This is a genomic window from Pseudomonas fluorescens group sp. (assembly GCF_020093335.1).
Lineage (GTDB): Bacteria > Pseudomonadota > Gammaproteobacteria > Pseudomonadales > Pseudomonadaceae > Aquipseudomonas > Aquipseudomonas petroselini.
Genome location: NZ_JAIOKW010000003.1, coordinates 257260 through 282770, shown reverse-complemented (window position 1 = coordinate 282770; position 25511 = coordinate 257260). Strand labels below are relative to the sequence as shown.

General features: G+C 61.4%; 22 protein-coding genes. 9 read left to right on the top strand and 13 right to left on the bottom strand.

Annotated features, from left to right (window positions below):
* The first annotated feature begins 4 nt into the window (after positions 1-4).
* Positions 5-550: a dihydrofolate reductase gene (locus tag K7431_RS05895; RefSeq protein WP_015886377.1), complete on the top strand. Its 546-nt coding sequence runs from the start codon at positions 5-7 to the stop codon at positions 548-550.
* Positions 551-611: 61 nt separating this feature from the next.
* Here the strand turns inward: K7431_RS05895 and K7431_RS05890 are convergent, their stop codons facing one another.
* On the bottom strand, positions 612-2003 hold the full coding sequence (locus K7431_RS05890) for an L-cystine transporter (RefSeq protein ID WP_015886376.1): 1392 nt from the start codon (positions 2001-2003) through the stop codon (positions 612-614).
* A gap of 242 nt (positions 2004-2245) precedes the next feature.
* Between K7431_RS05890 and K7431_RS05885 the strand changes: the two genes are divergently transcribed.
* The 4 genes from K7431_RS05885 to K7431_RS05870 all read left to right on the top strand — a co-directional run bounded on the left by K7431_RS05885 (position 2246) and on the right by K7431_RS05870 (position 7574).
* The gene (locus K7431_RS05885; RefSeq protein ID WP_015886375.1) at positions 2246-3304 is read left to right on the top strand and encodes a hypothetical protein; all 1059 of its coding nucleotides are present in this window, start codon (positions 2246-2248) and stop codon (positions 3302-3304) included.
* 213 nt (positions 3305-3517) lie between these two features.
* On the top strand, positions 3518-4051 hold the full coding sequence (locus K7431_RS05880) for an RNA polymerase sigma factor (protein ID WP_015886374.1): 534 nt from the start codon (positions 3518-3520) through the stop codon (positions 4049-4051).
* Positions 4048-4995, top strand: coding sequence for a FecR family protein (locus tag K7431_RS05875; protein ID WP_015886373.1), 948 nt, complete (start codon positions 4048-4050; stop codon positions 4993-4995). Before K7431_RS05880 ends, K7431_RS05875 begins: the two co-directional genes overlap by 4 nt.
* A 131-nt stretch (positions 4996-5126) precedes the next feature.
* Complete coding sequence (locus K7431_RS05870) at positions 5127-7574, top strand: TonB-dependent siderophore receptor (RefSeq protein WP_015886372.1); 2448 nt, start codon at positions 5127-5129, stop codon at positions 7572-7574.
* Between the two features lie 95 nt (positions 7575-7669).
* Here the strand turns inward: K7431_RS05870 and ilvD are convergent, their stop codons facing one another.
* The 3 genes from ilvD to K7431_RS05855 form a co-directional block, all read right to left on the bottom strand.
* Complete coding sequence (ilvD, locus tag K7431_RS05865) at positions 7670-9511, bottom strand: dihydroxy-acid dehydratase (RefSeq protein WP_003195159.1); 1842 nt, start codon at positions 9509-9511, stop codon at positions 7670-7672.
* Positions 9512-9751: 240 nt separating this feature from the next.
* The gene (locus K7431_RS05860; RefSeq protein WP_015886371.1) at positions 9752-10942 is read right to left on the bottom strand and encodes an MFS transporter; all 1191 of its coding nucleotides are present in this window, start codon (positions 10940-10942) and stop codon (positions 9752-9754) included.
* 125 nt (positions 10943-11067) lie between these two features.
* Positions 11068-12264 (bottom strand): class I SAM-dependent rRNA methyltransferase, encoded by a 1197-nt coding sequence (locus tag K7431_RS05855; RefSeq protein WP_015886370.1) that lies wholly within the window; start codon positions 12262-12264, stop codon positions 11068-11070.
* Between the two features lie 294 nt (positions 12265-12558).
* Between K7431_RS05855 and K7431_RS05850 the strand changes: the two genes are divergently transcribed.
* Together K7431_RS05850 and mutM are read left to right on the top strand one after the other, a co-directional pair.
* Positions 12559-13371 (top strand): HDOD domain-containing protein, encoded by an 813-nt coding sequence (locus K7431_RS05850; RefSeq protein ID WP_173390415.1) that lies wholly within the window; start codon positions 12559-12561, stop codon positions 13369-13371.
* Positions 13372-13392: 21 nt separating this feature from the next.
* Positions 13393-14205: a bifunctional DNA-formamidopyrimidine glycosylase/DNA-(apurinic or apyrimidinic site) lyase gene (gene mutM / locus K7431_RS05845; protein ID WP_015886368.1), complete on the top strand. Its 813-nt coding sequence runs from the start codon at positions 13393-13395 to the stop codon at positions 14203-14205.
* Between the two features lie 101 nt (positions 14206-14306).
* Here mutM and K7431_RS05840 read toward each other — a convergent pair whose 3' ends face one another.
* From K7431_RS05840 to K7431_RS05820, 5 genes are all read right to left on the bottom strand, one after another.
* Complete coding sequence (locus K7431_RS05840) at positions 14307-14558, bottom strand: YfhL family 4Fe-4S dicluster ferredoxin (RefSeq protein ID WP_003195146.1); 252 nt, start codon at positions 14556-14558, stop codon at positions 14307-14309.
* A 272-nt stretch (positions 14559-14830) separates the two neighbouring features.
* Complete coding sequence (gene coaD, locus K7431_RS05835; protein ID WP_003176711.1) at positions 14831-15310, bottom strand: pantetheine-phosphate adenylyltransferase; 480 nt, start codon at positions 15308-15310, stop codon at positions 14831-14833.
* Between the two features lie 103 nt (positions 15311-15413).
* Entirely contained in the window at positions 15414-17009 is a 1596-nt protein-coding gene (locus K7431_RS05830; RefSeq protein ID WP_015886367.1) for a GMC family oxidoreductase, read from the bottom strand.
* Between the two features lie 82 nt (positions 17010-17091).
* On the bottom strand, positions 17092-17637 hold the full coding sequence (locus K7431_RS05825; protein WP_015886366.1) for a hypothetical protein: 546 nt from the start codon (positions 17635-17637) through the stop codon (positions 17092-17094).
* Positions 17638-17665: 28 nt separating this feature from the next.
* The gene (locus K7431_RS05820) at positions 17666-19093 is read right to left on the bottom strand and encodes a coniferyl aldehyde dehydrogenase (RefSeq protein WP_015886365.1); all 1428 of its coding nucleotides are present in this window, start codon (positions 19091-19093) and stop codon (positions 17666-17668) included.
* A 146-nt stretch (positions 19094-19239) separates the two neighbouring features.
* Here K7431_RS05820 and K7431_RS05815 point away from each other — a divergent pair, with 146 nt between their 5' ends.
* Both K7431_RS05815 and K7431_RS05810 read left to right on the top strand, forming a co-directional pair.
* Positions 19240-19911, top strand: a complete 672-nt coding sequence (locus K7431_RS05815; protein ID WP_015886364.1) for a TetR/AcrR family transcriptional regulator — start codon at positions 19240-19242, stop codon at positions 19909-19911.
* 33 nt (positions 19912-19944) lie between these two features.
* Entirely contained in the window at positions 19945-20799 is an 855-nt protein-coding gene (locus tag K7431_RS05810) for a sulfurtransferase (protein ID WP_015886363.1), read from the top strand.
* Here the strand turns inward: K7431_RS05810 and K7431_RS05805 are convergent.
* From K7431_RS05805 to K7431_RS05790, 4 genes are all read right to left on the bottom strand, one after another.
* Positions 20786-21778 carry a hydrolase gene (locus K7431_RS05805; RefSeq protein WP_015886362.1) on the bottom strand — a complete coding sequence of 331 codons (993 nt, stop codon included), beginning with the start codon at positions 21776-21778 and terminating at the stop codon, positions 20786-20788. The genes K7431_RS05810 and K7431_RS05805 overlap by 14 nt on opposite strands.
* Positions 21779-21957: 179 nt before the next feature.
* A complete protein-coding gene (gene rsmD / locus K7431_RS05800) occupies positions 21958-22575 on the bottom strand; it encodes a 16S rRNA (guanine(966)-N(2))-methyltransferase RsmD (protein WP_015886361.1) in 618 nt (205 codons plus the stop codon).
* Positions 22575-24065 (bottom strand): M16 family metallopeptidase, encoded by a 1491-nt coding sequence (locus K7431_RS05795; RefSeq protein WP_015886360.1) that lies wholly within the window; start codon positions 24063-24065, stop codon positions 22575-22577. The genes rsmD and K7431_RS05795 overlap by 1 nt, the downstream gene beginning before the upstream one ends.
* Complete coding sequence (locus K7431_RS05790) at positions 24058-25413, bottom strand: M16 family metallopeptidase (protein ID WP_015886359.1); 1356 nt, start codon at positions 25411-25413, stop codon at positions 24058-24060. Before K7431_RS05790 ends, K7431_RS05795 begins: the two co-directional genes overlap by 8 nt.
* Between the last annotated feature and the right edge of the window lie 98 nt (positions 25414-25511).

The window sequence follows — 25511 nt, the reverse complement described above, 5'->3', positions numbered from 1 at the left end:
CGCCATGAAAAAAACTCTCCCTTTAAGCCTGATCGCAGCCCTCGGTGAAAACCGTGTGATCGGCGTCGACAACAGCATGCCCTGGCATTTGCCGGGGGATTTCAAATATTTCAAGGCCACCACGCTCGGCAAGCCGATCATCATGGGGCGCAAGACCTGGGATTCCCTGGGCCGACCGCTGCCGGGGCGCCTGAACCTGGTGGTTAGCCGTCAGACCGATCTGGCGCTCGAAGGTGCGGAAGTTTTTCCGTCACTGGATGCTGCGGTTGAACGCGCCGAGGCGTGGGCGTTGGAGCAGGGCGTGGATGAGCTGATGCTGATCGGCGGTGCGCAGTTGTATGCGCAGGGGTTGGAGCAGGCGGATCGCCTGTATTTGACGCGGGTGGCGCTGAGCCCGGAAGGGGATGCGTGGTTTCCGCAGTTTGATGCGGGCCAGTGGACGCTGGTATCGAATGTCGAGAATGCGGCTGAGGGTGATAAGCCAGCGTACAGCTTCGAAGTTTGGGAAAAAGCTGAAGAGCATCGGGAGCAAGCCCCCTCCCACAGTTGACCGAGTGGTTTTGAAGAACGCGGTCCAATGTGGGAGGGGGCTTGCCCCCGATTGCGGTCTATCAGGCCTGCGCTAACTCAGCATGCTCATCCGCATTCAACCGTTCTTTATCCGTCTGCCCCATGATCTGGCTGGTAATCGCGCCCGCCGTCATCGAACCATTCACGTTCAGCGCCGTACGGCCCATGTCGATCAGCGGCTCCACGGAAATCAGCAGCGCCACCAGCGACACCGGCAGGCCCATCGCCGGCAGTACGATCAATGCGGCGAAGGTCGCCCCGCCGCCCACGCCCGCCACACCGGCCGAACTCAGGGTCACAATCGCCACCAAGGTCGCGATCCACAGCGGATCCAGCGGGTTGATACCGACAGTCGGTGCAACCATCACCGCCAGCATCGCAGGGTAGAGACCCGCGCAGCCGTTCTGGCCGATGGTCGCGCCAAACGACGCGGCGAAACCGGCGATGGATTGCGGGATGCCCAGGCGACGGGTCTGCGCTTCAATGCTCAGCGGGATCGCCGCCGCGCTGGAGCGGCTGGTGAAGGCAAAGGTCAGCACCGGCCACACCTTGCGGAAGAAGCGCAGCGGGTTGATCCCCGCCAGCGACAGCAGCAGGCCATGCACCACAAACATCAGGCCCAGCGCCAGGTATGACACGACCACAAAACTGCCGAGCTTGATGATGTCTTGCAGGTTGGAGCCAGCGACGACTTTGGTCATCAGTGCCAGCACGCCATAGGGCGTGAGCTTCATGACCAGGCGCACCAAGCGCATCACCCAGGCTTGCAGGGTGTCGATGGCGTTGAGCACTTTCTGGCCTTTTTCCACGTCATCCTTGAGCAGTTGCAGTGCGGCAACCCCCAGGAAGGCGGCGAAGATCACCACGCTGATGATCGACGTCGGCTTGGCCCGCGCCAGGTCGGCGAACGGGTTGGCGGGCACGAACGACAGCAGCAATTGCGGGATATTCAGGTCGGCGACCTTACCGGCGTAGTCACTCTGGATCACTTGCAGGCGCGCCATTTCCTGGGTGCCGGCCACCAGGCCTTCGGCGGTGAGGCCGAACAGGTTGGTCAGCGCGATACCGATCAGCGCCGCAATCGCGGTGGTGAACAGCAGCGTGCCGATGGTCAAAAAGCTGATCTTGCCGAGTGATGAGGCGTTGTGCAGACGTGCCACGGCGCTGAGGATCGAGGCGAATACCAGCGGGATCACGATCATTTGCAACAGTTGTACGTAGCCGTTACCGACGAGGTCGAACCAGCCGATGGAGGCTTTGAGCACAGGATTGCCGTCGCCGTAGATCGTGTGCAGAACGGCACCGAACACCACGCCGAGAACCAGCGCAAACAGGACCTTCTTGGCGAGGCTCCAGTTTGTGCGGCGGGTTTGTGCCAGGCCCAGCAAGAGGGCCGCGAACACCAGTAAATTGAGAATCAGGGGAAGATTCATTGAAACTCCGTTGAGAGGGCAGCCAATCGCGCGAGCCTGCGACTGCGAACCGGCAAGCCTAACAGCTTGAAATATATTGATTTAATATCGATATGGAATGGTGGCTGTCGTTTTTGGAATAAGCACCTGACGCTCAGGCACATGAGGGTGACGGGATCAGGACGCGTACGGTCGTGCTCAACGTGGGAACTGTCACAGGGATTTGTTAGCGTCGGTATCTTTCACTCAGGGAGACACCGCCTATGAAGTTCGCGCCGAAATTACTAGCCGCCGCATTCTGCCTCGGACTCATCAGCCAGGCGTTCGCCGCCACCGAGTTGAAACACTGGCCGGCGCCTGCCGCCAAGCAGCTCAATGAAATGATCGCCGCCAATGCCAACAAGGGTAACTTCGCGGTGTTCGACATGGACAACACCAGCTACCGCTACGACCTCGAAGAGTCCCTGCTGCCCTACATGGAAAACAAGGGCCTGATCACCCGCGACAGCCTTGATCCGTCGCTCAAGCTTATGCCGTTCAAAGACACCGCCGACCATAAGGAAAGTCTGTTCAGTTACTACTATCGCCTCTGCGAAGTGGACGACATGGTTTGCTACCCGTGGGTCGCCCAAGTGTTCTCGGGCTTCACCCTCAAGGAGCTCAAAGTGCAGGTCGATGAGCTGATGGCCTCCGGCAAGCCCGTGCCCGTCAGTTATTTTGACGGCGACGTGGTGAAGCAGTCCGAAGTGCAACCGCCGAAAGTCTTCACCGGCCAGGCCGAGCTGTACAACAAGCTGATGGAAAACGGCATCGAGGTGTATGTGATGACCGCCGCTTCCGAGGAGCTGGTGCGCATGGTCGCCGCCGATCCGAAGTATGGCTACAACGTCAAACCCGAGAACGTCATCGGCGTGAGCACCTTGCTCAAGGACCGCAAGACCGGTGAGCTGACCACCGCGCGCAAACAGATCACCGCCGGCAAATATGACGAGAAGGCCAACCTAGGCCTGGAACTGACCCCGTACCTGTGGACTCCGGCCACTTGGATGGCGGGCAAGCACGCGGCGATCCTCACCTACATCGACGAATGGAAGAAGCCGGTGATCGTTGGCGGTGACACACCGACCAGCGACGGCTACATGCTGTTCCACGATGTGGATGTGGCCAAGGGCGGCATCCACCTGTGGATCAACCGTAAAGACAAATACATGACCCAACTGAACGGCATGATCGCCAAGCACGCGGCGGCGCAGGCCAAGGAAGGGTTGCCGGTGACGGCGGACAAAAACTGGGTGATCGTCAAACCTGACGAAATTCAGTAAGCCTGAGGTGGCTTTAATCGGGGGCAAGCCCCCTCCCACATTTGACCGAGTTCCAACATGAGAATGCAGTCAGTGTGGGAGGGGGCTTGCCCCCGATAGCTATTTGATTGACACCGCAAAGCCTTGGCTAAAATAGATATCAATTGCGAACCAATCTCATCCTCTGCTAGCGTGCGCACTTCCTGAACCCTCCGTTCTTCTCAAGGTAGTGCTGTGCCCTCCTGGAATTCGCAGATCGCGCGCCTGTTCGCGGAGCAGAAGAAAGCCCTCGAAGCCTTCGTCACCCGCCGCACCGGCAGCGCCCAGGTGGCCGCCGACCTGACCCAGGAGTCGTTCCTGCGCCTGGCGCGCCTGGACTCCGGCGAGAAGATCGACAACCTCCCGGCCTTCCTCTTCACCATTGCCAGTAATCTGGTGCGCGATCACCAGCGCCAGGCCATCCGCCGTGAACGGCTGGATGCCGGTGAGCCCAGCGAAGAGTTGCCGTGCGGCAACCCAGGTGCCGACGAACAATTGGCCGCCTACCAACAGGAGCAACTCATGCAGGACGCGATCCTGGCGTTGCCCGAAGCGACTCGGCAGATCTTCCTGCTCTATCATGTCGACGAACTGTCCTACCGCGAAATTGGTGAGCGCCTGTCGATCACCCCGCGCAGTGTGGAATACCAATTGCGTCGCGCCTTGATTGAATGCCGCGCTTACATCAAGACGCGGCTTGCCTGCGAAACACAAGGACGTCGGTCATGACTGCCACACACACTGCCGACGACCTATTCGAAGAAGCGTCCGGCTGGTATTTCCGCCTGCAGGCTGAGGATGTAACCCCGGCTGAAATGGACGCCTTTGCCGCGTGGCTCGGGCAGGGCCAGGCCCAGGATGACGCCTGGCAGGAAGTGCAGGCGATGCTCGGCGGCTTACGTGAACCGGCACGCCTGATCCGCCGCGCCGAACAGGCTGCCTGGCGCAAACCCGCCCGGCGTTGGGCCTGCGCCGCCGTTGTGTTGCTGGCGGTGGGGCTGACCGTGCAGAACACGCCCTGGCTCGACCGCCTGCGCGCGGACTACGCCACTGGCACCGGCGAATCGCGCACGGTCGAACTGGCTGACGGTTCCCACTTGCAGCTCAACACCGACAGCGCCGTGCAGGTCCGCATGAGTGCCGGTGAGCGGCAGATTCGTTTGCTGCGTGGAGAAGGCTTTTTCGACGTCACCAAAGACCCGGCGCGGCCCTTCGTAGTGCAGTCCGGCGATGGCTGGGTGAAGGTGGTCGGCACTCAGTTCAGCGTGGCACGGCGCGATGCGCAGACGCGAGTGCAGGTGGCGCAGGGTAAGGTGCAGGTCAGTTCCGGCGGTGATACGGCGGTTTATTTGGAACCGGGACGGGCGGTGGAGTATCAGGGCCAGCGCCTCGCCGACGTCCACGGTTTCGATCCAGCCAGCGGCTTTGCCTGGCGTCAGCGGCAGTTGGTGTTCCGTCAACAACCGCTGTCCGAAGTGGTCAGCGAGTTGAACCGCTATTGGCCGGGCAAGACCCTGGTGCTCGGTGATGCGCTGCGCAATCGCGTGGTGTCCGGCGTGTTCGAGATCGACAAGCCCGAGGCCGTGATCAAGGCGCTGGAATACACCCTCAACCTGCGCGCCGAGCACTACACCCCGTATTTACTGGTGTTGCGCGAAGGCAAAGCGTCCTGACAGCAACTTTTTCAAAATATTTTCAGGGTTTCCCCGCAAGCCATCGTCCTTGATCACTGAGGCGTAAATAGTAAGCACTCTCAAGTAGTGCGGCGCCGATCACAGACTTTTTGCACCGGGGAGCACCATCCATGGCACACCGATTCGCCGCACGGCCCTTGCTGGCACTGGCCATTTCCTTGGCCTGCGGCACTGCGCCGCTGTATTTGCAAGCGGCTGAAAGCACCCAGGCCCAAGCCTACCGCTTCGATATTCCAGGGCAGAGCCTGGACGGTGCGCTGGCGGCGTTTTCGGCGGTCACGCGGGTTCAGGTGTTGGTGTCCGGTGAGTTGACACAGGGTGTGGTGTCGCCCGGTGTGAGTGGCACTCTGGGTCAGCGCGAGGCGTTGGGCCAGTTGTTGGGCGGCACAGGGTTGAGCGCCGCTTTTATCAATGCCGATACCGTTACCCTGGAAAAACGTGTCGACACAGGCGGCGCCCTCGAAGTCGGCGCCACCACCATCAGCGCCGAACGCCTGGGGGCCACCACCGAAGGCACCGGCTCCTACACCACGGGCGCCGTGACCTTGGGCAAGGGTGAGCAGAAGCTCAAGGACATCCCGCAATCGGTCAGCGTCATGACCCGCAAGCAGATGGATGACCAGAACACCACCAAGCTTTCCGAGGTGGTCAAGCGCACGCCCGGCCTGACGGCGACCAAATCCCCCGGCCCTGGGATGTTCATCTTCTCCCGGGGTTTCGAAGTCGGCACCCTGCAATACGACGGCGTCGGCATTCCGCGTAACACCTACGCGTTGGGCAGTTACCTCACCGAAAACATGGCGATCTACGACCGTGTGGAAACCCTGCGCGGCCCAGCCGCCTTGCTGCAAGGCGCGAACAGCCCCGGCGGCACCATGAACCTGGTGCGCAAGCGCGGGCAACAGGCACCGACCGTGACCATCACCGCCAAGGCCGGCTCGTGGGACCATTACGGTACCCAAGTCGATGCCGGCGGCCCGCTCAATACCGAAGGCACGTTGCGCGGCCGGTTTGTGGCGGATTACGACACCACCGATTCCTTCGTCGATTACGCGGGCGGCTGGAATCAGACGGTCTATGCAGCAGTGGACTACGACTTCACGCCAGACACCACCGTTGGCGTGGGCATCAGCAACCAGAAGGGGCATTCGCGCCCCAACTTCATGTCGCTGCCGCGTTACGCCAACGGCAGTGACATCGGCTTGTCGCGATCGACCTTCGTCGGCGCCAGCTGGAACCGCAACGTCAATAACCAGACCCAGGTGTTTGCCGATATCGAGCATCGCTTCAACGATGACTGGAAAGTGAAGGCCGCCCTGGTGGCGATGGACGAACACAATGACGCGACCTACCAGGCGACGTGGGACACCATCCCCAACCCCGGCGACATCGGCATCGTGCGGTATGTCGATTGGGTCACTGACTTCAACACCAAGAGCCGTGGTGTCGATGTGTATGTCGACGGCAAGTTCGAAGGCCTGGGTTTCCAGCAGGAAATGATTCTGGGCGCCAACTATTCCAAACTCACCACGGATGATTTCTGGGCGCGCGCGGCGACGCCGGGTGCAGATATTTTCAACATCGACCACAACCGGCCGCAGCGCGACAGGAATCAGTTGTTCCAGGCGGGGAATGCGACAAAGAGCTGGTATGACATTCGCCAGAAGGGCATTTATGGCACCTGGCGTGTCAAGGTAGCGGACCCGCTGACGTTGATCCTCGGTGCGCGCACCAGTTGGTATGACTATTCCTACAGGGACGAGAGCGGGTTCCAGGGTGTGTACGGCGACCCAACCCGGAGCACCACGCACAGCAATGGCCACGTCACGCCCTACGCTGGCCTGGTTTATGCACTCAACGAGCAATGGTCGGCCTACGCCAGCTATACCGATGCCTTTGAGCCACAAACCAACCTGACCACCTCATTGACCGTGCTCAAGCCCATTGAAGGCCAGAATTACGAGCTGGGCCTGAAGGGCGAACTGGCGGACGGTCGGCTCAATACCTCGTTCGCTCTCTTCCGCTATGACCAGGAAAACCGGGCGGCTCAAGACCTGCAAGGCGGTAAAGTCTGCGGCGGCTGGTACTGCTCGCTCGCCTCCGGCAAGGTCCGTAGCCAGGGCTTTGAGGCTACGTTGAGCGGTGAAGTGCTGCCGGGGCTGCAGCTGGTCTCCAGCTACACCTACAACACCACTCAATTCCTCAAGGACGACACCTACGAAGGCAAGATCTTCAGCACCTGGACGCCCAAGCACCTGCTCAAGGTCTGGGGGGACTACCAGTTGCCGGGGGACTGGAGCAACGTCAGCGTCGGCGCCGGCGTGACCGCACAAAGCAGCACCGTCGCCTATGACCGCACGTTCAGCGTGCCCGGCAATGCGCTGTGGGATTCGCGGGTGGCCTACAAGATCAACCAGGAGTTCACCGTCGCGGCGAACCTGAACAATATGTTCGACAAGAAGTATTACATCCCGGCGTACAACGCAAACTGGGGCAGTAACTACTATGGCGACCCGCGCAATGTGATGTTTACCATGACCTACACCCCACAGTTTTAAAGAGCGCCCGCACACATTTGATCTCCATTGTTTTGGAGCGTTGCTTCAGGCAAAAAAATGCCCCGCACCTGGCGGGGCATTTTTATGGGCGAGGCTTACAGGCCGTCGAGCATCGCCTTGTTACGCACCGCCCCTTTGTCGGCACTGGTAGCCAGCAAGGCATAGGCCTTCAGCGCGGTGGTCACTTTACGTGGACGCTTCTCCACCGGCTTCCAGCCTTTCTTGTCCTGCTCGACCCGGCGTGCAGCCAGTTCTTCGTCGCTGATCAACAAGTTGATTGAGCGGTTTGGAATGTCGATCAGCACCTTGTCGCCATCCTGCACCAGGCCAATCGCGCCACCGGCAGCGGCTTCCGGCGAAGCGTGGCCGATGGACAGGCCCGAGGTGCCGCCGGAGAAACGGCCGTCGGTCAGCAAGGCGCAGGCTTTGCCCAGGCCCTTGGACTTCAGGTACGACGTCGGGTAGAGCATCTCCTGCATACCCGGGCCGCCTTTCGGGCCTTCGTAGCGGATGATCACGATGTCGCCTTCTTTCACTTCGTCAGCGAGGATGCCGCGTACCGAGCTGTCCTGGCTTTCATAGATCTTGGCGCGGCCTTCGAAGACGTGGATGGACTCATCCACGCCGGCGGTTTTCACCACGCAGCCATCCAGGGCGATGTTGCCGTACAGCACGGCCAGGCCGCCTTCTTGCGAGTAGGCGTGCTCGACACTGCGGATGCAGCCGTTTTCACGGTCGTCGTCCAGGGTGTCCCAACGGGTCGACTGGCTGAACGCGGTTTGCGTCGGGATGCCCGCCGGGCCAGCCTTGAAGAAGGTGTGCACGGCTTCATCGTCAGTCTGGGTGATGTCCCACTTGGCGATGCCTTCGGCGATGGACTTGCTGTGCACGGTCGGCAGGTCGGTGTGCAGCAGGCCGCCACGGGCCAGCGAGCCGAGGATTGAGAAGATCCCGCCGGCGCGGTGCACGTCTTCCATGTGGTACTTCTGGATGTTCGGCGCGACCTTGCACAGTTGTGGCACGTGACGGGACAGACGGTCGATGTCGCGCAGGTCGAAATCGATCTCGGCTTCCTGGGCGGCGGCCAGCAAGTGCAGGATGGTGTTGGTGGAACCGCCCATGGCGATGTCCAGGGTCATGGCGTTTTCGAACGCCTTGAAGTTGGCGATATTGCGCGGCAACACCGACTCATCGTTCTCGCCGTAGTAACGCTTGCACAGCTCGACGATGGTACGGCCGGCCTGCAGGAACAGCTGCTCGCGGTCACTGTGGGTGGCCAGGGTGGAACCGTTGCCCGGCAACGCCAGGCCCAGGGCTTCCACCAGGCAGTTCATCGAGTTGGCGGTGAACATGCCGGAGCACGAGCCGCAGGTCGGGCAGGCGCTGCGCTCGTATTCCGCGACCTTCTCGTCAGAAGCGCTGGAATCGGCGGCGATGACCATGGCGTCGACCAGGTCGAGGCCGTGGGAGGCGAGCTTGGTCTTGCCGGCTTCCATCGGGCCGCCGGAGACGAAGATCACCGGGATGTTCAGGCGCAGGGCGGCCATCAACATGCCAGGGGTGATTTTGTCGCAGTTGGAGATGCATACGATGGCGTCGGCGCAGTGGGCGTTGACCATGTACTCCACGGAGTCGGCGATGATCTCGCGGCTCGGCAGGGAATACAGCATGCCGTCATGGCCCATGGCGATGCCGTCGTCCACGGCAATGGTGTTGAATTCTTTTGCTACGCCGCCAGCACGTTCGATCTCACGGGCGACCAGTTGGCCCAGGTCCTTGAGGTGGACGTGGCCCGGTACGAATTGGGTGAACGAGTTGGCAATCGCGATGATCGGCTTCTTGAAGTCGTCATCTTTCATCCCCGTGGCACGCCACAGTGCGCGCGCGCCGGCCATGTTGCGGCCATGGGTGGATGTTTTCGAGCGGTAATCTGGCATGGAGCACTCCGGGCGGCTAATCAAGTAACTACTATCAGGTACTACTGGGGAGTGAGCTTCTAATTGACGACTGGAACACCCGAAAATAGCCGTGTGTCCGGAAGTTGCCACTCGCGTCGCGGGATCGCCGCTTGCTTGGGCCTCGAGCTCATAAACCCGCCGGGGGATGACTGGCGATGAATAGGCCGATTCTACACCGCTAGAGGCTGGAGGGAATGGCCGAAACCGTGAAGATAACGGCTACGGGACGTGCGGGTGGCGCCGTGCCCATGCGTTCAGGACCAGGGCGGCGATGCTCAGGATCAGAAAGCACAGACCCAGCGCAGTGCTCAGGTGGTGCGTAAAGGTGCTGATGAATGCACTGATAAGGCCGCCGGCAATGAATAGTACCGCTGCAACGGCTGAAGCCGCCGTACCTGCGTTGTCTGGAAACAAGCTCATGGCCTTGGAGTTAGAAATGGGCCGGGTGATTGTGGTGCCAGCAGTGCAGAGCAGCATGGGCACCAGCACGGTCAGTGTTGATAGGCCGAAATGATAGGCCAGGGACAGCATGACCACGCCCGAGATCGCGATCAGTACCAGCCCGATGGCCATCTGGGTCGCAGCCGGTAGCCGTTTATGCAGGAAGCCTGCACAGATTCCGCCCGATACGTAAGCGGCGCCGTAGAGAAGCAAGGTCAAGGAGTATTCGTGGGGCGACAGCTGTAGCTGGTCCATGAAAATCAGCGGTGAAACCACGATGAACGAGAAATGGCAGGCGAAAGTAATCGCCGAGATCGTGGCATAGCTGGCGAAGTGGCGGTTGGCGAAGACCTTGGCGTAGGCCTTGAACATGCTCTGCTGGCTCGCTGACGCTTGAGGCAAGCCGCCATGGAGTAGCCGGTGAGCCATGATCAAGGTTGCGGCACAAAGCGCTATAAACACATAGAAGCTTGCTTGCCATCCCCAGTGCAGTTGCAGCCACGCGCCCAGCAGCGGGGAAATCGAAATGAAGATTCCTCCGGCCGTGACCATTGCGATCCGCAACCGCTCTTGTTCTCTGCCGAAGAACAGGTCCTGTACCAGCGCTTGGGACAGTATGAAGCCGCCGCAGCCCATGGCCTGGATGACACGGAAAAACAGGAATTGGGGCGTGTTGCTGGCCGCCAAGCACCCGGCCGCGCCAATGATTGCAACGACCATGCTGGCCAGTAGCAGTTTTTTGCGGCCGATCCTGTCGGACAGCGGGCCGATCAACAGCATGGAGCAGGAAAACCCAATAGCGAATAGGCTGACTGAGCGGGCGATCTGGGTGGTCGAGGTGGAGAAGTGTTCCGCCAGGGCGGGAAAGGACGGCAGCACGACGTCAAGCGGGAAGACGCCCAGCAAGGTCATGGTCATCAGCCAGAAAACAATGAAGGGTTTTTCAGCGTGTGTGATTGCTGCCGACATGCGCGAGCCTCGATTCCGTGAGGGGGTCGAGGATCGAGCCTGAGCAGAGGAAAGTCAAAACCTGGTGCGGTGCGAAACTTCCTGAAAGCTCGTAGGAGCCCGGAGGCTCCTACAGGCCAACGGCATCAGCTATTAGGCAACAACCGGCACGTAATGCTCTTGATATACCGCGTCTCGACAATCGCCGGGTGCACCGGATGGTCCGGGCCCTGGCCGCCGCGTTCCAGCATCTGGATATTGCGGTCCAGGTGGCGGGCGCTGGTCAGCAGGATGTTCTGCAGGTCGTCTTCCGGCAGGTGCATGGAGCACGAGGCGCTGACCAGGATGCCGTCCTTGCTGAGCAGGCGCATGGCTTGCTCGTTCAGGCGGCGGTAGGCGCCTTCGCCGTTCTTCATGTCTTTCTTGCGTTTGATGAAGGCCGGCGGGTCGGCGACGATTACGTCGAAACGCTCTTCGCTGGCTTTCAGTTCCTTGAGGGCTTCAAACACGTCGCCTTCGATGCAGGTCATTTTCTCGGCAACGCCGTTCAGTGCGGCATTGCGCTCCACGCCGTCGAGGGCGAAGGCCGACGCGTCGACGCAGAACACTTCACTGGCGCCAAAGGCCGCAGCTTGCACGCCCCAGCCGCCGATGTAGCTGTAGAGGTCCAGCACGCGTTTGCCTTTGGCATAGGGGGCCAGGCGGGCGCGGTTCATGCGGTGGTCGTAGAACCAGCCGGTTTTTTGGCCCTGGATCACCGGGGCTTCGAATTTCACGCCGTTTTCTTCCAGCGCCACCCACTCCGGCACCAGGCCGAACACGGTTTCGACGTAGCGGTTGAGGCCTTCGGCGTCGCGCGCGGCGGAGTCGTTCTTGAACAGGATGCCGCTCGGCTTGAGCACTTGGGTCAGGGCGGCGATCACGTCTTCTTTATGGGCTTCCATGGTCGCCGAGGCGATCTGTACCACGAGGATGTCGCCGAAACGGTCGACTACCAGGCCTGGCAGCAGGTCGGAGTCACCGTAGACCAGGCGGTAGAACGGCTTGTCGAACAGGCGGTCACGCAGGGACAGCGCAACGTTGAGGCGGTGCACGAGCAGCGACTTGTCCAGCGGCAACTTGATGTCGCGCGACAGCAGGCGGGCGCAGATCAGGTTGTTCGGGCTCATGGCCACGATGCCCAGGGTCTTGCCGCCGGCCGCTTCGAGGATGGCCTGGTCGCCCGCCTGGAAGCCGTGAAGTGGGGTGGCGGCCACGTCGATTTCGTTGCTGTAGACCCACAGGTGGCCGTTGCGCAAACGACGATCGGCGTTGGCTTTGAGACGCAGGCTTGGCAGGGACATGACGTCGCTCCGGAAAAAAGAGCGGGAGTATACCTTTTTGTATAGGGCTCGGTGGCGCCGCCGGACATGTGGGCGCTGGCTTGCCTGCGATAGCCTCACCTCGGTTTGACTGTTACACCGAGGCGCCTGCATCGCAGGCAAGCCAGCTCCCACATTTGATCCGGTTTCAATTCGGGTTTTGAGGTGTCAGTCAGCTTTGCTTAGGGGTTAGAATCCCTGCCTAGCCCAGAGTGTGTACTTATGTCCCAAGAGCTTTCCGCCGAACAGATCCAACAGGCCCTGCAAGGCATCAGCGTGCCGCCCCAGCCGCAAATCATGGTGGATTTGCAAATGGAGCAATACATGCCCGATCCGGACCTGGAAGTGATCGCGCGGTTGATCTCCCAGGACCCCGGCCTGTCCGGCGCGCTGCTGAAGATCGTCAACTCGTCGTACTACGGACTGAGCAACAAGATTGCCTCGATCCAGCGAGCGGTGAATTTGCTGGGCAGCCGGTCGATCATCAACCTGATCAACGCCCTGTCGATCAAAGGCGAGATGAGCGACGACACCATCGTCACGCTCAACCGTTTCTGGGACACCGCCCAGGATGTGGCCATGACTTGCCTCACCTTGGCCAAGCGCACCGGCGCCCAGGCGGTGGATGAGGCCTACGCGCTGGGGTTGTTCCACGACTGTGGCGTACCGCTGATGCTCAAGCGCTTTCCCAGCTATATGTCGGTGCTGGAACAGGCGTATGCGAATGCCGGCCCCGACTGCCGCGTGGTCGACACCGAGAACAACGCGTTCAATACCAACCATGCCGTGGTGGGTTACTACACCGCCAAGTCCTGGCGCCTGCCGGAGCATGTGACCGACGCGATCGCCAACCACCACAATGCCCTGGCGATTTTCAGCGACGAGTCGTCGCGCAATCCGCAGCTTAAAAACCTGCTGGCGATCCTGAAAATGGCCGAGCACATTTGCTCGTCCTACCGCGTACTGGGCAACCAGGCGGTGGACCATGAGTGGAATGCCATTAGCCACCTGGTGCTGGACTACGTGGGCCTGTCGGACTACGACTTCGAGAGCTTGAAGTTGTCGATTCGCGAGCTCGGCGCCCACTGATCCTTCTTGCAAGAGGTACACATGCCCGAGTTACCAGAAGTCGAAACCACCCGGCGCGGGATTGCCCCGCACTTGGAAGGCCAGCGGGTCAGCCGCGTGGTGGTGCGTGAGCGGCGCTTGCGTTGGCCGATCCCGGAAGACCTCGATGTGCGCCTGTCCGGCCAGCGCATCGTGTTGGTGGAGCGGCGCGCCAAGTACCTGCTAATCAATGCCGAAGTGGGCACCTTGATCAGCCACTTGGGCATGTCGGGCAACCTGCGCCTGGTGGAGGTCGGCCTGCCGGCGGCCAAGCATGAACATGTGGATATCGAACTGGAATCGGGCATGGCCCTGCGCTACACCGACCCGCGTCGCTTTGGCGCGATGCTCTGGAGCCAGGACCCGCACAATCACGAACTGCTGCTTCGCCTGGGGCCGGAGCCGCTGACCGAGCTGTTTGACGGTGATCGTTTGTTCCAGCTGTCGCGTGGCAAGTCGATGGCGGTGAAGCCGTTCATCATGGACAACGCGGTGGTGGTGGGCGTGGGTAATATCTATGCGACTGAAGCGCTGTTCGCGGCGGGGATTGACCCACGTCGGGCCGCAGGCGGTATTTCACGTGGGCGCTATTTGAAGCTGGCGATCGAGATCAAGCGTGTGCTGGCGGCTGCCATCGAACGCGGTGGCACCACGTTGCGAGACTTTATCGGCGGCGACGGGCAACCGGGGTATTTCCAGCAGGAACTGTTCGTCTACGGCCGGGGAGGGGAGGCGTGCAAGGTCTGCGGGACCGAGTTGCGCAACGTGGTGCTGGGGCAGCGGGCGAGTGTGTTTTGCCCTAGGTGCCAGCGCTGATTCTATGTGATGGCTGATATTGCCATCGGGGGCAAGCCCCCTCCCACATTTGAATTGCGAACATTTGCCCCCGACGAGGCCATGACAGGCGCTAAACAGCGTCAGGCCTTACCGGTAATCTTCCGGTACTTCTCCATCAGTTGCTCTTCCGTCTCCGGATGAGCTTCATCCAGCGGAATGCAATCCACCGGGCAAACCTGCTGGCACTGCGGCTCGTCATAGTGACCGACACACTGGGTGCACAGGTTGGGGTCGATCACGTAGATCTCTTCGCCTTGGGAAATCGCGGCGTTCGGGCACTCGGGTTCGCAGACGTCGCAGTTGATGCAATCGTCGGTGATGATCAAGGACATGGAAACTCCTGCCAGGGCTGTCAGCCAAGGCATCTGAAAACTAATGCGCGCAATTGTGCCGCATTGGCGCCCGCAGTGCGAGCCTGAGGTAGGTGCTTGTCTGTAGTGAGCGGGCTTGCCCCGCGCTGGGGCGCGAAGCGGCCCTAAACCCTGACGGCAAGGTGTAACCGACAGTGCAAGGTGTGTTCAGAGGGGCTGCTGCGCAGCCCAGCGCGGGGCAAGCCCGCTCACCACAGCAAGCCCGATGACTACAACTGGACCGCTCATCAGAATTATTTTTTGAAGCGCAGCGTCAGCGCATCGGCCACGGCCGGATGCACGAACTTGGTGATATCTCCGCCCAAAGCGGCGATTTCACGGACTAACGTCGAGGAAATGAACGAGTAACGCTCCGACGGGGTGAGGAACAGGCTTTCAACGTCCGGCGCCAGTTGGCGGTTCATGTTGGCCAGCTGGAATTCGTATTCGAAGTCCGACACCGCGCGCAGGCCGCGCAGGAACACGTTAGCGTTCTGCTCTTTGGCGAAATGCGCCAGCAGCGTGGAAAAACCCACCACTTCCACGTTGGGCAGGTGTTTGGTGACCTCACGCGCCAGCTCCACGCGCTGCTCCAGGGGAAACAGCGGGTTTTTCTTGGGGCTGGCCGCGACCGCGATGATCACATGGTCGAACAAGCGTGAGGCACGTTCGACCAGATCGCCATGGCCTTTGGTAATCGGGTCGAAGGTACCTGGGTACAACACTCGGTTCATCGCGTCGTCCTGGCGGAGTCCGTTGGGGAATCGGATGGTATCGCAGCCATCCCGGTCGGCCAAGTCGACTTATGGAGATACATGCCGTTAATCGACGGTTTTTTCATGCCGTTTTCAGACGTTCGGCCAATGCCGTCGCCAGTTGCGCGGTCAAGCCGTACACCGATAATTGTGGATTGGCCCCAATGCTGGTGGGGAATAGCGACCCATCGTGGATCGACAGGTTGCGCAACTGGTGATGGCGCCCGAGGCTGTCGGCCACCGCATTTTTGGGGTCCTCACCCATGGCACATCCGCCCATTACATGGGCGCTGCCCAGGCAGGTGCGGTGCAATTCCAGGTTGAGGCCTTCAATCATCGCGCGCGCTTCTCCCAAGGTTTTCACGTAGCGCGCATCGTGATGCAGCGGCTTGACCGACGTGGCGCCTGCGGCGAACTGGATCTCGGCCATGCTGTGGAAGGCACGGCGCAAGCCATCCCAGGCGTAGTCCGACACCTGATAGTCAAGCACCGGCGTGCCATCGCCGCGCAGCTCCACGCTGCCGCCCGGGCTGTCAGGGTGGAAGCCGTCGCGCAGCAGCGCCAGCATCGCGTGAGTGTTAGGCAATTGGCTCATGTCCAGGGCGTTCTGGGTGCCGTAGCCGCCGAGCAAGGTGCTAGCCAACGCTGGATGTAAAGGCGGTGCTTCCAGCTTGTAGGACATTTTGCCGGTGGTGCCGTCCTGCCACTGGAAATGGTCTGAATAGATCGACTGCGGCGCGCCGTAGAACGGGTTGATCACCTCATCGAACAGCCCGGCGGAGAAATTCACCAAGTGCAGGAAGGTGCGTTTGCCCAGCCGTGAGTGCGGGTCGGGCGCGTCCGAGCGCATCAGCAGTGCTGGGCTGTTGATGCCGCCGCCCGAGAGCACGTAATGCTTGGCTTTCACCGTGATCCTGCGTCCGGTCGGCGCCACGCACAGGGCGTCCATGGCCACGCATTCCAGGCTGCTGATGGTGTCGCCGCTGTAGATGAGGCGTTCGGCACGGGCCAGGTAGAGCAGTTCTCCACCCTTCTCCAGGGTCGACGGAATCGTGGTCACCAGCATCGACTGCTTGGCGTTGACCGGGCAGCCCATACCGCAATACCCCAGGTTGAAGCAGCCGCGCACGTTGCGTGGGATCACATGCCAGCTGTACCCGAGCTTTTCGCAGCCTTTGCGGATCACATCGTTGTTGGGGTTGGGCGGCAGAGCCCAGGGCGCGATGCCCAGGCGTTGTTCCATTTTTTCAAACCAGGGTGCCATTTCGGCACTGCTGTGGCCTTTCACAGCGTATTCGCTGGCCCAGTGGGCGAGGGTGGCGTCCGGGGTACGAAAGCTCGACGTCCAATTGATCAGCGTGGTGCCGCCCACGGCCCGGCCCTGCAGGATGGTGATCGCGCCGTCCTTGCTCATGCGGCCGATGCCTTCCTGGTAGAGGCTGGTGTAGGCCTCGTCTTCGAGCAGCTTGAAATCGCTGCTGGTCTTGAGCGGGCCTTCTTCGATCAGCAGCACTTTGTAGCCCGCTGCGCTGAGGGTTTCAGCGGTGGTGCCGCCCCCCGCACCGCTGCCGATGATCACCACGTCGGCTTCCAGGGTCAGGTCGTTGTCGAGGGCGGCGCCATTGTGGGTTTTCCAGCCACGGGCCATGCCGTCGCGGAACAGATCAGGTACGGGCATAGGAATGCACTCTTATTTTTGTACGAAGTTGAGTTCGGGAAAACACTGCACATCCCCTCCCACAGGGGGGCGGTTATCAAGGCTAGATCTTCGGCGGGCCAGGGTAGCCGCAGTGGGCCCAGGACGCCGGCTGGAAGTACCAGGCCATGATCACCAGTTTGAGCAGCGAGCCCTGGCCCATGCGCAGCAGGTTCAGGTAGCTGTTCTCCCAGCGGTGCAGGAAGTTGCGGATCTGCTCGCCGCTGGCGTTTTCCCAACTGCCCCAGATCCCGGTCAACGGCCCGCGGGTGATGCCCATGCTCAATACGTCGAACAATTGCTGGGTGAGCTTGAACATTTCCGGCGACAGGCGCTGCAGGCTGAAGTCGAGCTTTTTAAGCGTGTCTTCCACCCCGCTGGCGACTTCCTGAGCGCTGGCTACGCCCTCGAGCAGTACCGGGACGATCGCGCGCAAGAACGGCAAGTCACTGCTGCGCAACAGGGCAAAGCCGCTGGCCGGGGTGCTGCTGGAGCAACCGCTGAGGCTGGCGCCCAACCCGGCGGTGGCCAGGAACGCGCTGGCGCACAGGCCGATTTTCAAGACGCCGCGCCGCGACAGCGCAGGTGAATCAGTCAGGCTAGGGTTCATTGTTATTGTTGTCCCGTGGGTGGCGGTTTCAGCGAACGAACAGCTTCTGGATCAATTTCTGAATGGACTTGCCGTAGGGCGGGTAGATCAACTTCGCCGCGTTCAGGCGCTGTTTCACCAGCACGCCCTTGGCCTTGCTGAAGGTGAGAAAACCTTCATGACCGTGGTAGTGGCCCATGCCCGACGGGCCGATTCCGCCAAACGGCATATCGTCCTGGGCCACGTGCAGCAGGGTGTCGTTCAGGCACACGCCGCCGGAATGGGTTTCGTGGAGTACGCGGTTCTGCTCGGCCTTGTTGTAGCCGAAGTAGTACAGGGCCAGTGGGCGAGGGCGCTGGTTGATGTAGGCAAAGGCCTGGTCAAGGCCGCGATACGGCACGATCGGCAGCACCGGGCCGAAGATTTCGTCCTGCATCACCGTCATGTCATCGCTGACATTCAGCAACAGGCTGTGGGCCATGCGCCGTGCCTGGCCCTGGTCGTACAGCGGGATCAAGGTGGCGCCTTTGTCGGTGGCGTCCTTGACGTAAGCATTCAGCCGGGCCAGTTGCCGCTCATTGATGATGGCCGTGTAGTCCGGGTTGTCGACCAGGGTCGGATAAAATCCGCGAACGGCCTGGGTGTAGGCCGCGACGAACGCGTCGACCCGGTCTTCCGGTACCAGCACGTAGTCTGGCGCGACACAGGTCTGGCCGGCGTTCAACGCTTTACCGAAGGCAATACGTTCGGCGGCGTCCTTGAGTGGTACGTCGGCCGACACGATGGCGGGCGACTTGCCACCCAATTCCAGAGTGACCGGCGTGAGGTGTTCGGCCGCTGCACGCATCACATGCTTGCCGATGCTGGTGGCGCCGGTGAACAGCAGGTGATCGAAGGGCAGTTTGGAGAAGGCCATGCCGACTTCCGCTTCACCCAACACCACGCACACCAGGTCCTCGGGGAAGATTCTTGCCAGCAGCGCCTTGAGCAGTTCGCCGGTGGCGGGAGTGGATTCGCTGAGCTTGAGCATCACCCGGTTACCCGCCGCCAACGCGCCAACCAAGGGGCCGATGGCCAGGTACAGCGGGTAGTTCCAGGGCACGATCACCCCGACCACGCCCAGCGGTTGGTAGATGACTTTGGCTGACGCGGGTTGGAAGGCAATGCCTACAGCGCGGCGGGAAGGTTTCATCCAGCCCTTGAGGTGTTTGCTGGCGTAGTGAATGCCATGCAGGCTGGGCATCAGTTCAGCGAACAGGGTTTCGTCGGCGCTGCGGTGGCTGAAGTCCTGGCTGATCGCGTTAATCAGCGCCTGGCGCTCGTTGCTTAGCAGATCGCGCAGGGCCTTGAGCCATTGCTGGCGCTGGGCCGCTGGCGGCATCGGGTTGGCTGCGTAGGCACGGCGCTGGGTGTCGAACAGGTGCTGGAGTTGATCCAGCGCCTGGGTATCTTGCAGGTAGGCAACGTTGGCGGACATGGCGGCGTTCCCGATTGTTATAGGTCTGCCTGGATTTTTAGAGTCATTACTCTAAATTGTCAAATGTCATTACGCCTACATGCGGATTTATCCCTACGAGAATAGGCCGTAAGATGCCCCATCACGTGTACAGAAGCTGATCCCCTATGGCACCACGAGTAAAGACCAGCGAGCGCATTGTGCAAACCAGCCTGGAGCTTTTTAACCAGCAGGGTGAGCGCAGTGTGAGCACCAACCATATTGCCGCCCATATGGAAATTTCGCCGGGCAACCTGTACTACCACTTCCCCAACAAGCAGGCGATCATCGCCTTGCTGTTTCGCGAATACGAAGCCCTGGTGGACAGTTTCCTGCGCCCGCCCCAAGGCCGCGCCGTCACTGTCGAAGACAAACGTTTCTACCTGCAAGCCGTATTGGCCGGCATGTGGCGCTACCGCTTCCTGCACCGCGACCTCGAACACCTGCTGGAAAGCGACCCGGAACTGGCCACTGGTTATCGGCGCTTTTCCCAACGCTGCCTGGTCCAGGGCGGCGCCATTTACCAGGGGTTCGTCGACGCCGGTATTCTCAATATGGACCCGGTGCAAACCGAAGCCCTGACCCTCAATGCCTGGATCATCCTCACCTCTTGGGTGCGTTTTTTGTGCACCACCAACGAAAACTCCGCCCACTTGAGCGCCGAGGCGATCAAGCGTGGGGTGTATCAGGTGCTGGTGCTGGAGGCTGGGTTTGTCACGCCCCAGGCCAAAGAGGCAGTGGATGCATTGTTCAAAGAATTTTATGTGCCGTTGAATCAGGCATTGGAAGAAGTGAAGTAGGACCTTTCCCGAATCTGTTCATAGGAGTCCGTCATGCCGCTTGCCCAACTGATCAGCCCCCAGCAATTGGCCGAACGCCAGAAGGCCGGCGGTGTGGTGATCCTCGATTGCCGCTTTGCCTTGGAAGACCCGGATTACGGGCGCTGCAGCTATGCCGAAGGGCATATCGAAGGCGCGCAGTATGCCGATCTGGAGCGCCACCTCAGCGGACCGGTGACCAAGGGCGTGACCGGCCGTCATCCATTGCCGGCAGCGAATGCCTTCGCCGAGCAATTGCGGGCCTGGGGCGTCAATGCCGACACCGACGTGGTGCTCTACGACGACGGCCCTGGCGCCTATGCCGCGCGGGCCTGGTGGTTGCTGGCCTGGCTGGGCAAGCGTGATGGCGTGTTTATTCTGGATGGCGGCCTCAAGGCCTGGCATGCGGCGGGGTTCCCGTTGAGCCTGGACGCACCGGTGGTTGAGCCGGGCGCTTTCGTCGGTACGCCGGATAATCGAATGGTGCTGGACGCCGAACACCTGCTAGAACGCCTGGGCCAACCCGGCCTGACCCTGATCGATGCCCGCGCCCAACCGCGCTTTCGCGGTGAAGTGGAGCCCATCGACCCGATTGCCGGGCACATCCCTGGCGCGCAGTGCGCGGCGTTCAACGAAAACCTCGGCAGCGACGGCCGCTTCCTGCCGGCTGAGCAGCTCAAGCAGCGCTTCGCCACCCAATTGCAGGGGCGCTCGCCAGATGAGCTGGTGGCGTATTGCGGTTCGGGGGTGACGGCGTGCCACAACCTGTTCGCCTTGAGCCTGGCGGGATATCCGTTGGGCAAGTTGTATGCGGGGTCGTGGAGTGAGTGGATTAACGATCCGGCGCGGGCAATCGCTACCGGCGACTGAGCAGCCAGTCAGGAATGCGGCGCTCCAGGTAATAACCGGGGCGCTTCAGGGTTCCATCGACAAAGCCGACATGCCCCCCTTTGGCCAGCAGTTCAAACTCCGTGCACGCCGACAGTTCATGTGCCTCGGGCAGGCTGTGGGTGAACACAAACGGGTCATCCGCTGCCTGGATGATCAGGGTGGGTGTGCGGATATCGCCCAGGTAATAGCGGCTCGATGCGCGGCGGTAATAGTCCTCTGCACTCAAGAAGCCGTGCAGTGGCGCGGTAACCCGGCCATCGAAATCCCAGAACGTGCGCATCTTCTCCAATGAGCCCAGGGCTTCCAGGGTTTTCAGCCCATCCGCCCGCCCATCCTGTAGAAAGCGGCTTTGTTTGACGCGGATATACGCCAGCATTTCACGCATGAAATGCTTCTGGTAAACCCGCGAAAAGCCCAGGCCGATACGGTCCGCACACTGGTCCAGGCGAAACGGCACCGACACCGCCGCCGCACCTTGCAGCCCTGACGCCTCGCCGGTTTCGCCCAAATGCTTGAGCAGCACATTGCCACCCAGTGAATAACCCACGGCGTACAACGGTGCCAACGGCCGCTTGGCCCGCAGATGGGCAATCGTCGCTGCCAGGTCTTCGCTCGCGCCCGAGTGATAGCTGCGCGCCAACAGATTCGGTTCGCCTGAGCACCCGCGCCAGTTCAGCGCCGCGCTGGCCCAGCCTTGCGCGGCAAGGACTTTTTGCAGGCCGGCCACGTAGGGCGAGTTGGAGGAGCCCGTCAGCCCGTGCAACACCAGCACCAACGGCGCTTGCGCGTCGTGGGGGCCATGCCAGTCAAGGTCGAGGAAGTCGCCGTCTTCCAGCCACAGACGTTCGCGTTGGCGTTCGATGTGGGTGGTGGGTCGCCACAGCGGGCCCCACAGCGTTTGCAGGTGGGGGTTGCCGAGGCCGAAGGCGGGGGTGAACAGGTGGGCGGAAGGGGTCATGACACTCTCGGTGGGCAACGAACTCACTGTGACGAGGGAGCTTGCTCCCGTTGGGCTGCGTAGCAGCCCCATCAAGAACGCCGCATTTATTCAGTCAGAACACGATTGCAGATTTTGGGGCCGCTACGCAGCCCAGCGGGAGCAAGCTCCCTCGCCACCATTGAGTTCAGCCTGAAAGATCACGCAGCGCTCTCGACCAAGCGGTGCCACAACGCGTAATACACCCGCCCGGACTTCTGCTCTCGGTGCAGGCGCCATGCGCCCGGTAAGCCCAGGGTAGAAGGCGCGGTCTCGCTTTCAGTGTAGATCCACGCGTCCGGTGCCAGCCATTGACGTTCTTCCAGCAGTGCGCACACGGTCGGCAGCAGGTTCTGGTTGAACGGCGGGTCGAGGAACACCACGTCGTACTCGCTGGCGGCCTGGGTTTCGAGGTAACGCAGCGCGTCGGCGGTTTGCACCTGACCGTTGGTGCAGCGCAGGGTGCCCAGGTGTTCCTTGAGGCTGGAGACTGCGACATTGCTCGCATCCAGCGCCTGAGCCAGTGCGGCACCGCGGGACAACGCCTCCAGGAACAGCGCGCCGCTGCCGGCGAACGGGTCCAGCACCTTGGCGCCGGCGATGTACGGCGCAAGCCAGTTGAACAGGGTTTCACGCACGCGGTCCGGCGTCGGGCGCAGGCCTACGACGTCAGGGAAGCTCAGCTTGCGGCTGCCCCATTCACCGCCAATGATGCGCAGTTGGCCCACACCGTTATGCACGTTGTGGACAGGTTTTTTCGGGCGAGATGAACTGGCCATTAATGCTCCGGAACCCCGAGCGGCTGCTCGGCGGGTTTATCAGTGGGGGGCGGTAGTGGCTTTTGCGCAATGGTCGGGCCGGCGGTCACGATGACCATTTTGTCGGCACTCAAGTGTTTGTTCATTGCAGCCTTGACCTGATCTACGGTCAGGGCCTGGGATTGTTTCATGAAATCTTCCAGATAGCTCAGCGGCAGGTTATAGAAACCCATGGCGCCCAACTGCCCGACGATATCGGCGTTGCTCGCGGTCGACAGTGGGAAGCTACCGGCCAGCTCGCGCTTGGCGTCATCCAGCTCCTTTTGCGTCGGGCCGGTCTTGAGGTAGTCGGCCACCACGTCCTCGACCAGGCGCAAGGTGCCGCCGCTCATTTCTGCGCGGGTTTGCAGATTGATCATGAAAGGTCCGCGTACCTGCATCGGCGAGAAGCCGGAGTACACGCCGTAGGTCAGGCCACGTTTCTCGCGCACTTCGCTCATCAAACGGGTGCCGAAACCACCACCGCCGAGGATCTGGTTACCCAGTGACAAGGCGGCGTAGTCCGGGTCGGCGCGGTCGATGCCCAGTTGCGCGAACAGCAGGTGCGTTTGCTTGGACGGGAACTCGATACGGCTCAAACCCGGTTTGGGTTCGGTCGGTTGGGCGATTTTTGCCAGGGCCGGGCCCTTGGGCAGCGATGCGGAAACCTTGGCCGTCATGGCTTCGGCTTCGGCGCGGGTCAGGTCGCCGACCACCGCAATCACCGCGTTGCCCGCTGCGTATGCCTTGGCGTGGAAGGCCTGCAACTGTGCCAGGGTAATCTTCGGGACGCTCTCTGGCGTGCCTTCGGTGGGGTGTGCATAAGGGTGATCGCCGTACAGGCGCTTGAACAGTTCAAGGCTGGCCAACTTGGCGGGGTTTTGCTTCTGGTATTCAAAGCCGGCCAGGATCTGGTTTTTGATCCGCGCAAGGGAGTCGGCCGGGAAGGTCGGTTTGCCGATCACGTCGTCAAACAGCGCGAGCGCCGCGTCGCGTTTGTCGCTGTCGCTGAGGCTGCGCAGGGACACCAGCGCCATGTCGCGGTACGCGCCATTGCCAAAGTCCGCGCCCAGGCCTTCGAAGTCGCGGGCGATCTGGCTCACATCCTTGCCCGGCACGCCTTCGTTGAGCATGGCGTTGGTCATCAGCGCCAGGCCCGGTACGTTGCCGTCCTGGCTGCTGCCGGCGGCGAACAGGATGCGCACGTCGAACATCGGCAGTTCATGGGCTTCGACGAACAACACCTTGGCGCCTTCGGCGGTGGTCCAGGTTTGCACATCGAGCTTGCGGTTGGTCGGCGCTTTGCCGTCCAGTTCCGCCAGGGATTGCAGCTGGTTGCTCGATTGGGCTTTTTCCAAGGCCTGGCTGGCGACGGATTCGTTCGGGCGCAGGAAGTACACGGCACCGGCGGCGATCAGGGTAACGACGATCAGGCCAGGCAGGATCAGGCGGCTGCTTTTGCGATCACTCATGAGCGGTCTCCTGAGGCAGGACATGGGCGACGCTGAGACGTTCGCGGGTGAAATAGGTGCGTGCGGCTTTCTGGATGTCTTCCGGCGTCACGCTTTGCAGGTCGGCAAGTTCGGTGTCCATCAATTTCCACGACAGGCCGACGGTCTCCAGGGAGCCAATGGCCGTGGCCTGGCTGGTGATGGAGTCACGCTGGTAGACCAGGCCGGCAATGACCTGGGCGCGGATGCGTTCCAGTTCTTCGGCGGTCGGCGGCTTGGCCTTCAGCTCGTCCAGCAGGCGCCACAGGCCGGCTTCCGCTTGGGCGACGGTTTTCTTTTTCTGCTGGTTGGGTGTGGCGCTCAACATGAACAGGGTGTCACCGCGGGTATAGGCGTCGTAGTTGGTGGATGCAGCAGAGACCAGCTCTTCACCGCGCTCCAGCTGCTCGGAGATACGTGCGCTGTAGCCGCCGTCCAGCAAGGCGGAGATCAGGCGCAGAGCCTGTACCGAGCGTTTGTCGTCGGCGGTGGCCAGGCCGGGTACGTTGAAGCCCAGCATCACACTCGGCAGTTGGGTCTGCACATGCAGGGTCAGCTGGCGCTCGCCGGGTTCGGCCAGTTCCATCGGGATCTTGGCCGGTGGTACGTCGCGCTTGGGAATCGGGCCGAAGTAGCGCTGGGCGAGGTTCTTCACCTCGTCCGGGGTGACGTCGCCGACCACGACCAGGGTGGCATTGTTCGGTACGTACCAGGATTGATACCAGTGGCGCAGCTCTTCGACTTTCATGCGGTCCAGGTCAGCCATCCAGCCGATGGTCGGCGTGTGGTAGCCGCTGGCGGGGAATGCCATGGCCTTGAAACGCTCGTAGGCCTTGGACATCGGGTTGTCGTCGGTGCGCAGGCGACGCTCTTCTTTGATGACCTCGATCTCGCGGCTGAACTCGTCGGCCGGCAGGCGCAGGCTGGCCATGCGGTCGGCTTCCAGCTCGAAGGCAACGCCCAGGCGGTCGCGGGCCAGCACCTGGTAGTAAGCGGTGTAGTCATCGCTGGTGAAGGCGTTCTCTTCGGCGCCCAGGTCGCGCAGGATCAGCGAGGCTTCGCCGGGGCCGACCTTGGCGCTGCCCTTGAACATCATGTGTTCCAGGGCGTGGGACAAACCGGTCTGGCCCGGGGTTTCATAGCTCGAACCGACCTTGTACCAGACCTGGGAAACCACCACCGGGGCGCGATGATCTTCGCGCACGACGACCTTGAGGCCGTTGTCCAGGGTGAATTCGTGGGTGGGTTGTGGGTCGGCAGCCAAGGCTGAAAGAGGCAGACAAACTGTGCTGAACAGCAGGCCTGCGGCGCGGCGGGCTAGAGCATTCATTCGTTTTTAAACCTGTTGGGCTGCCCGCTTGGTCTTAGCGTCGGCGGGCGAGGAGGTGCTAGGATACTGATCCGATTTAGGGACGGCCACTGCGGTAG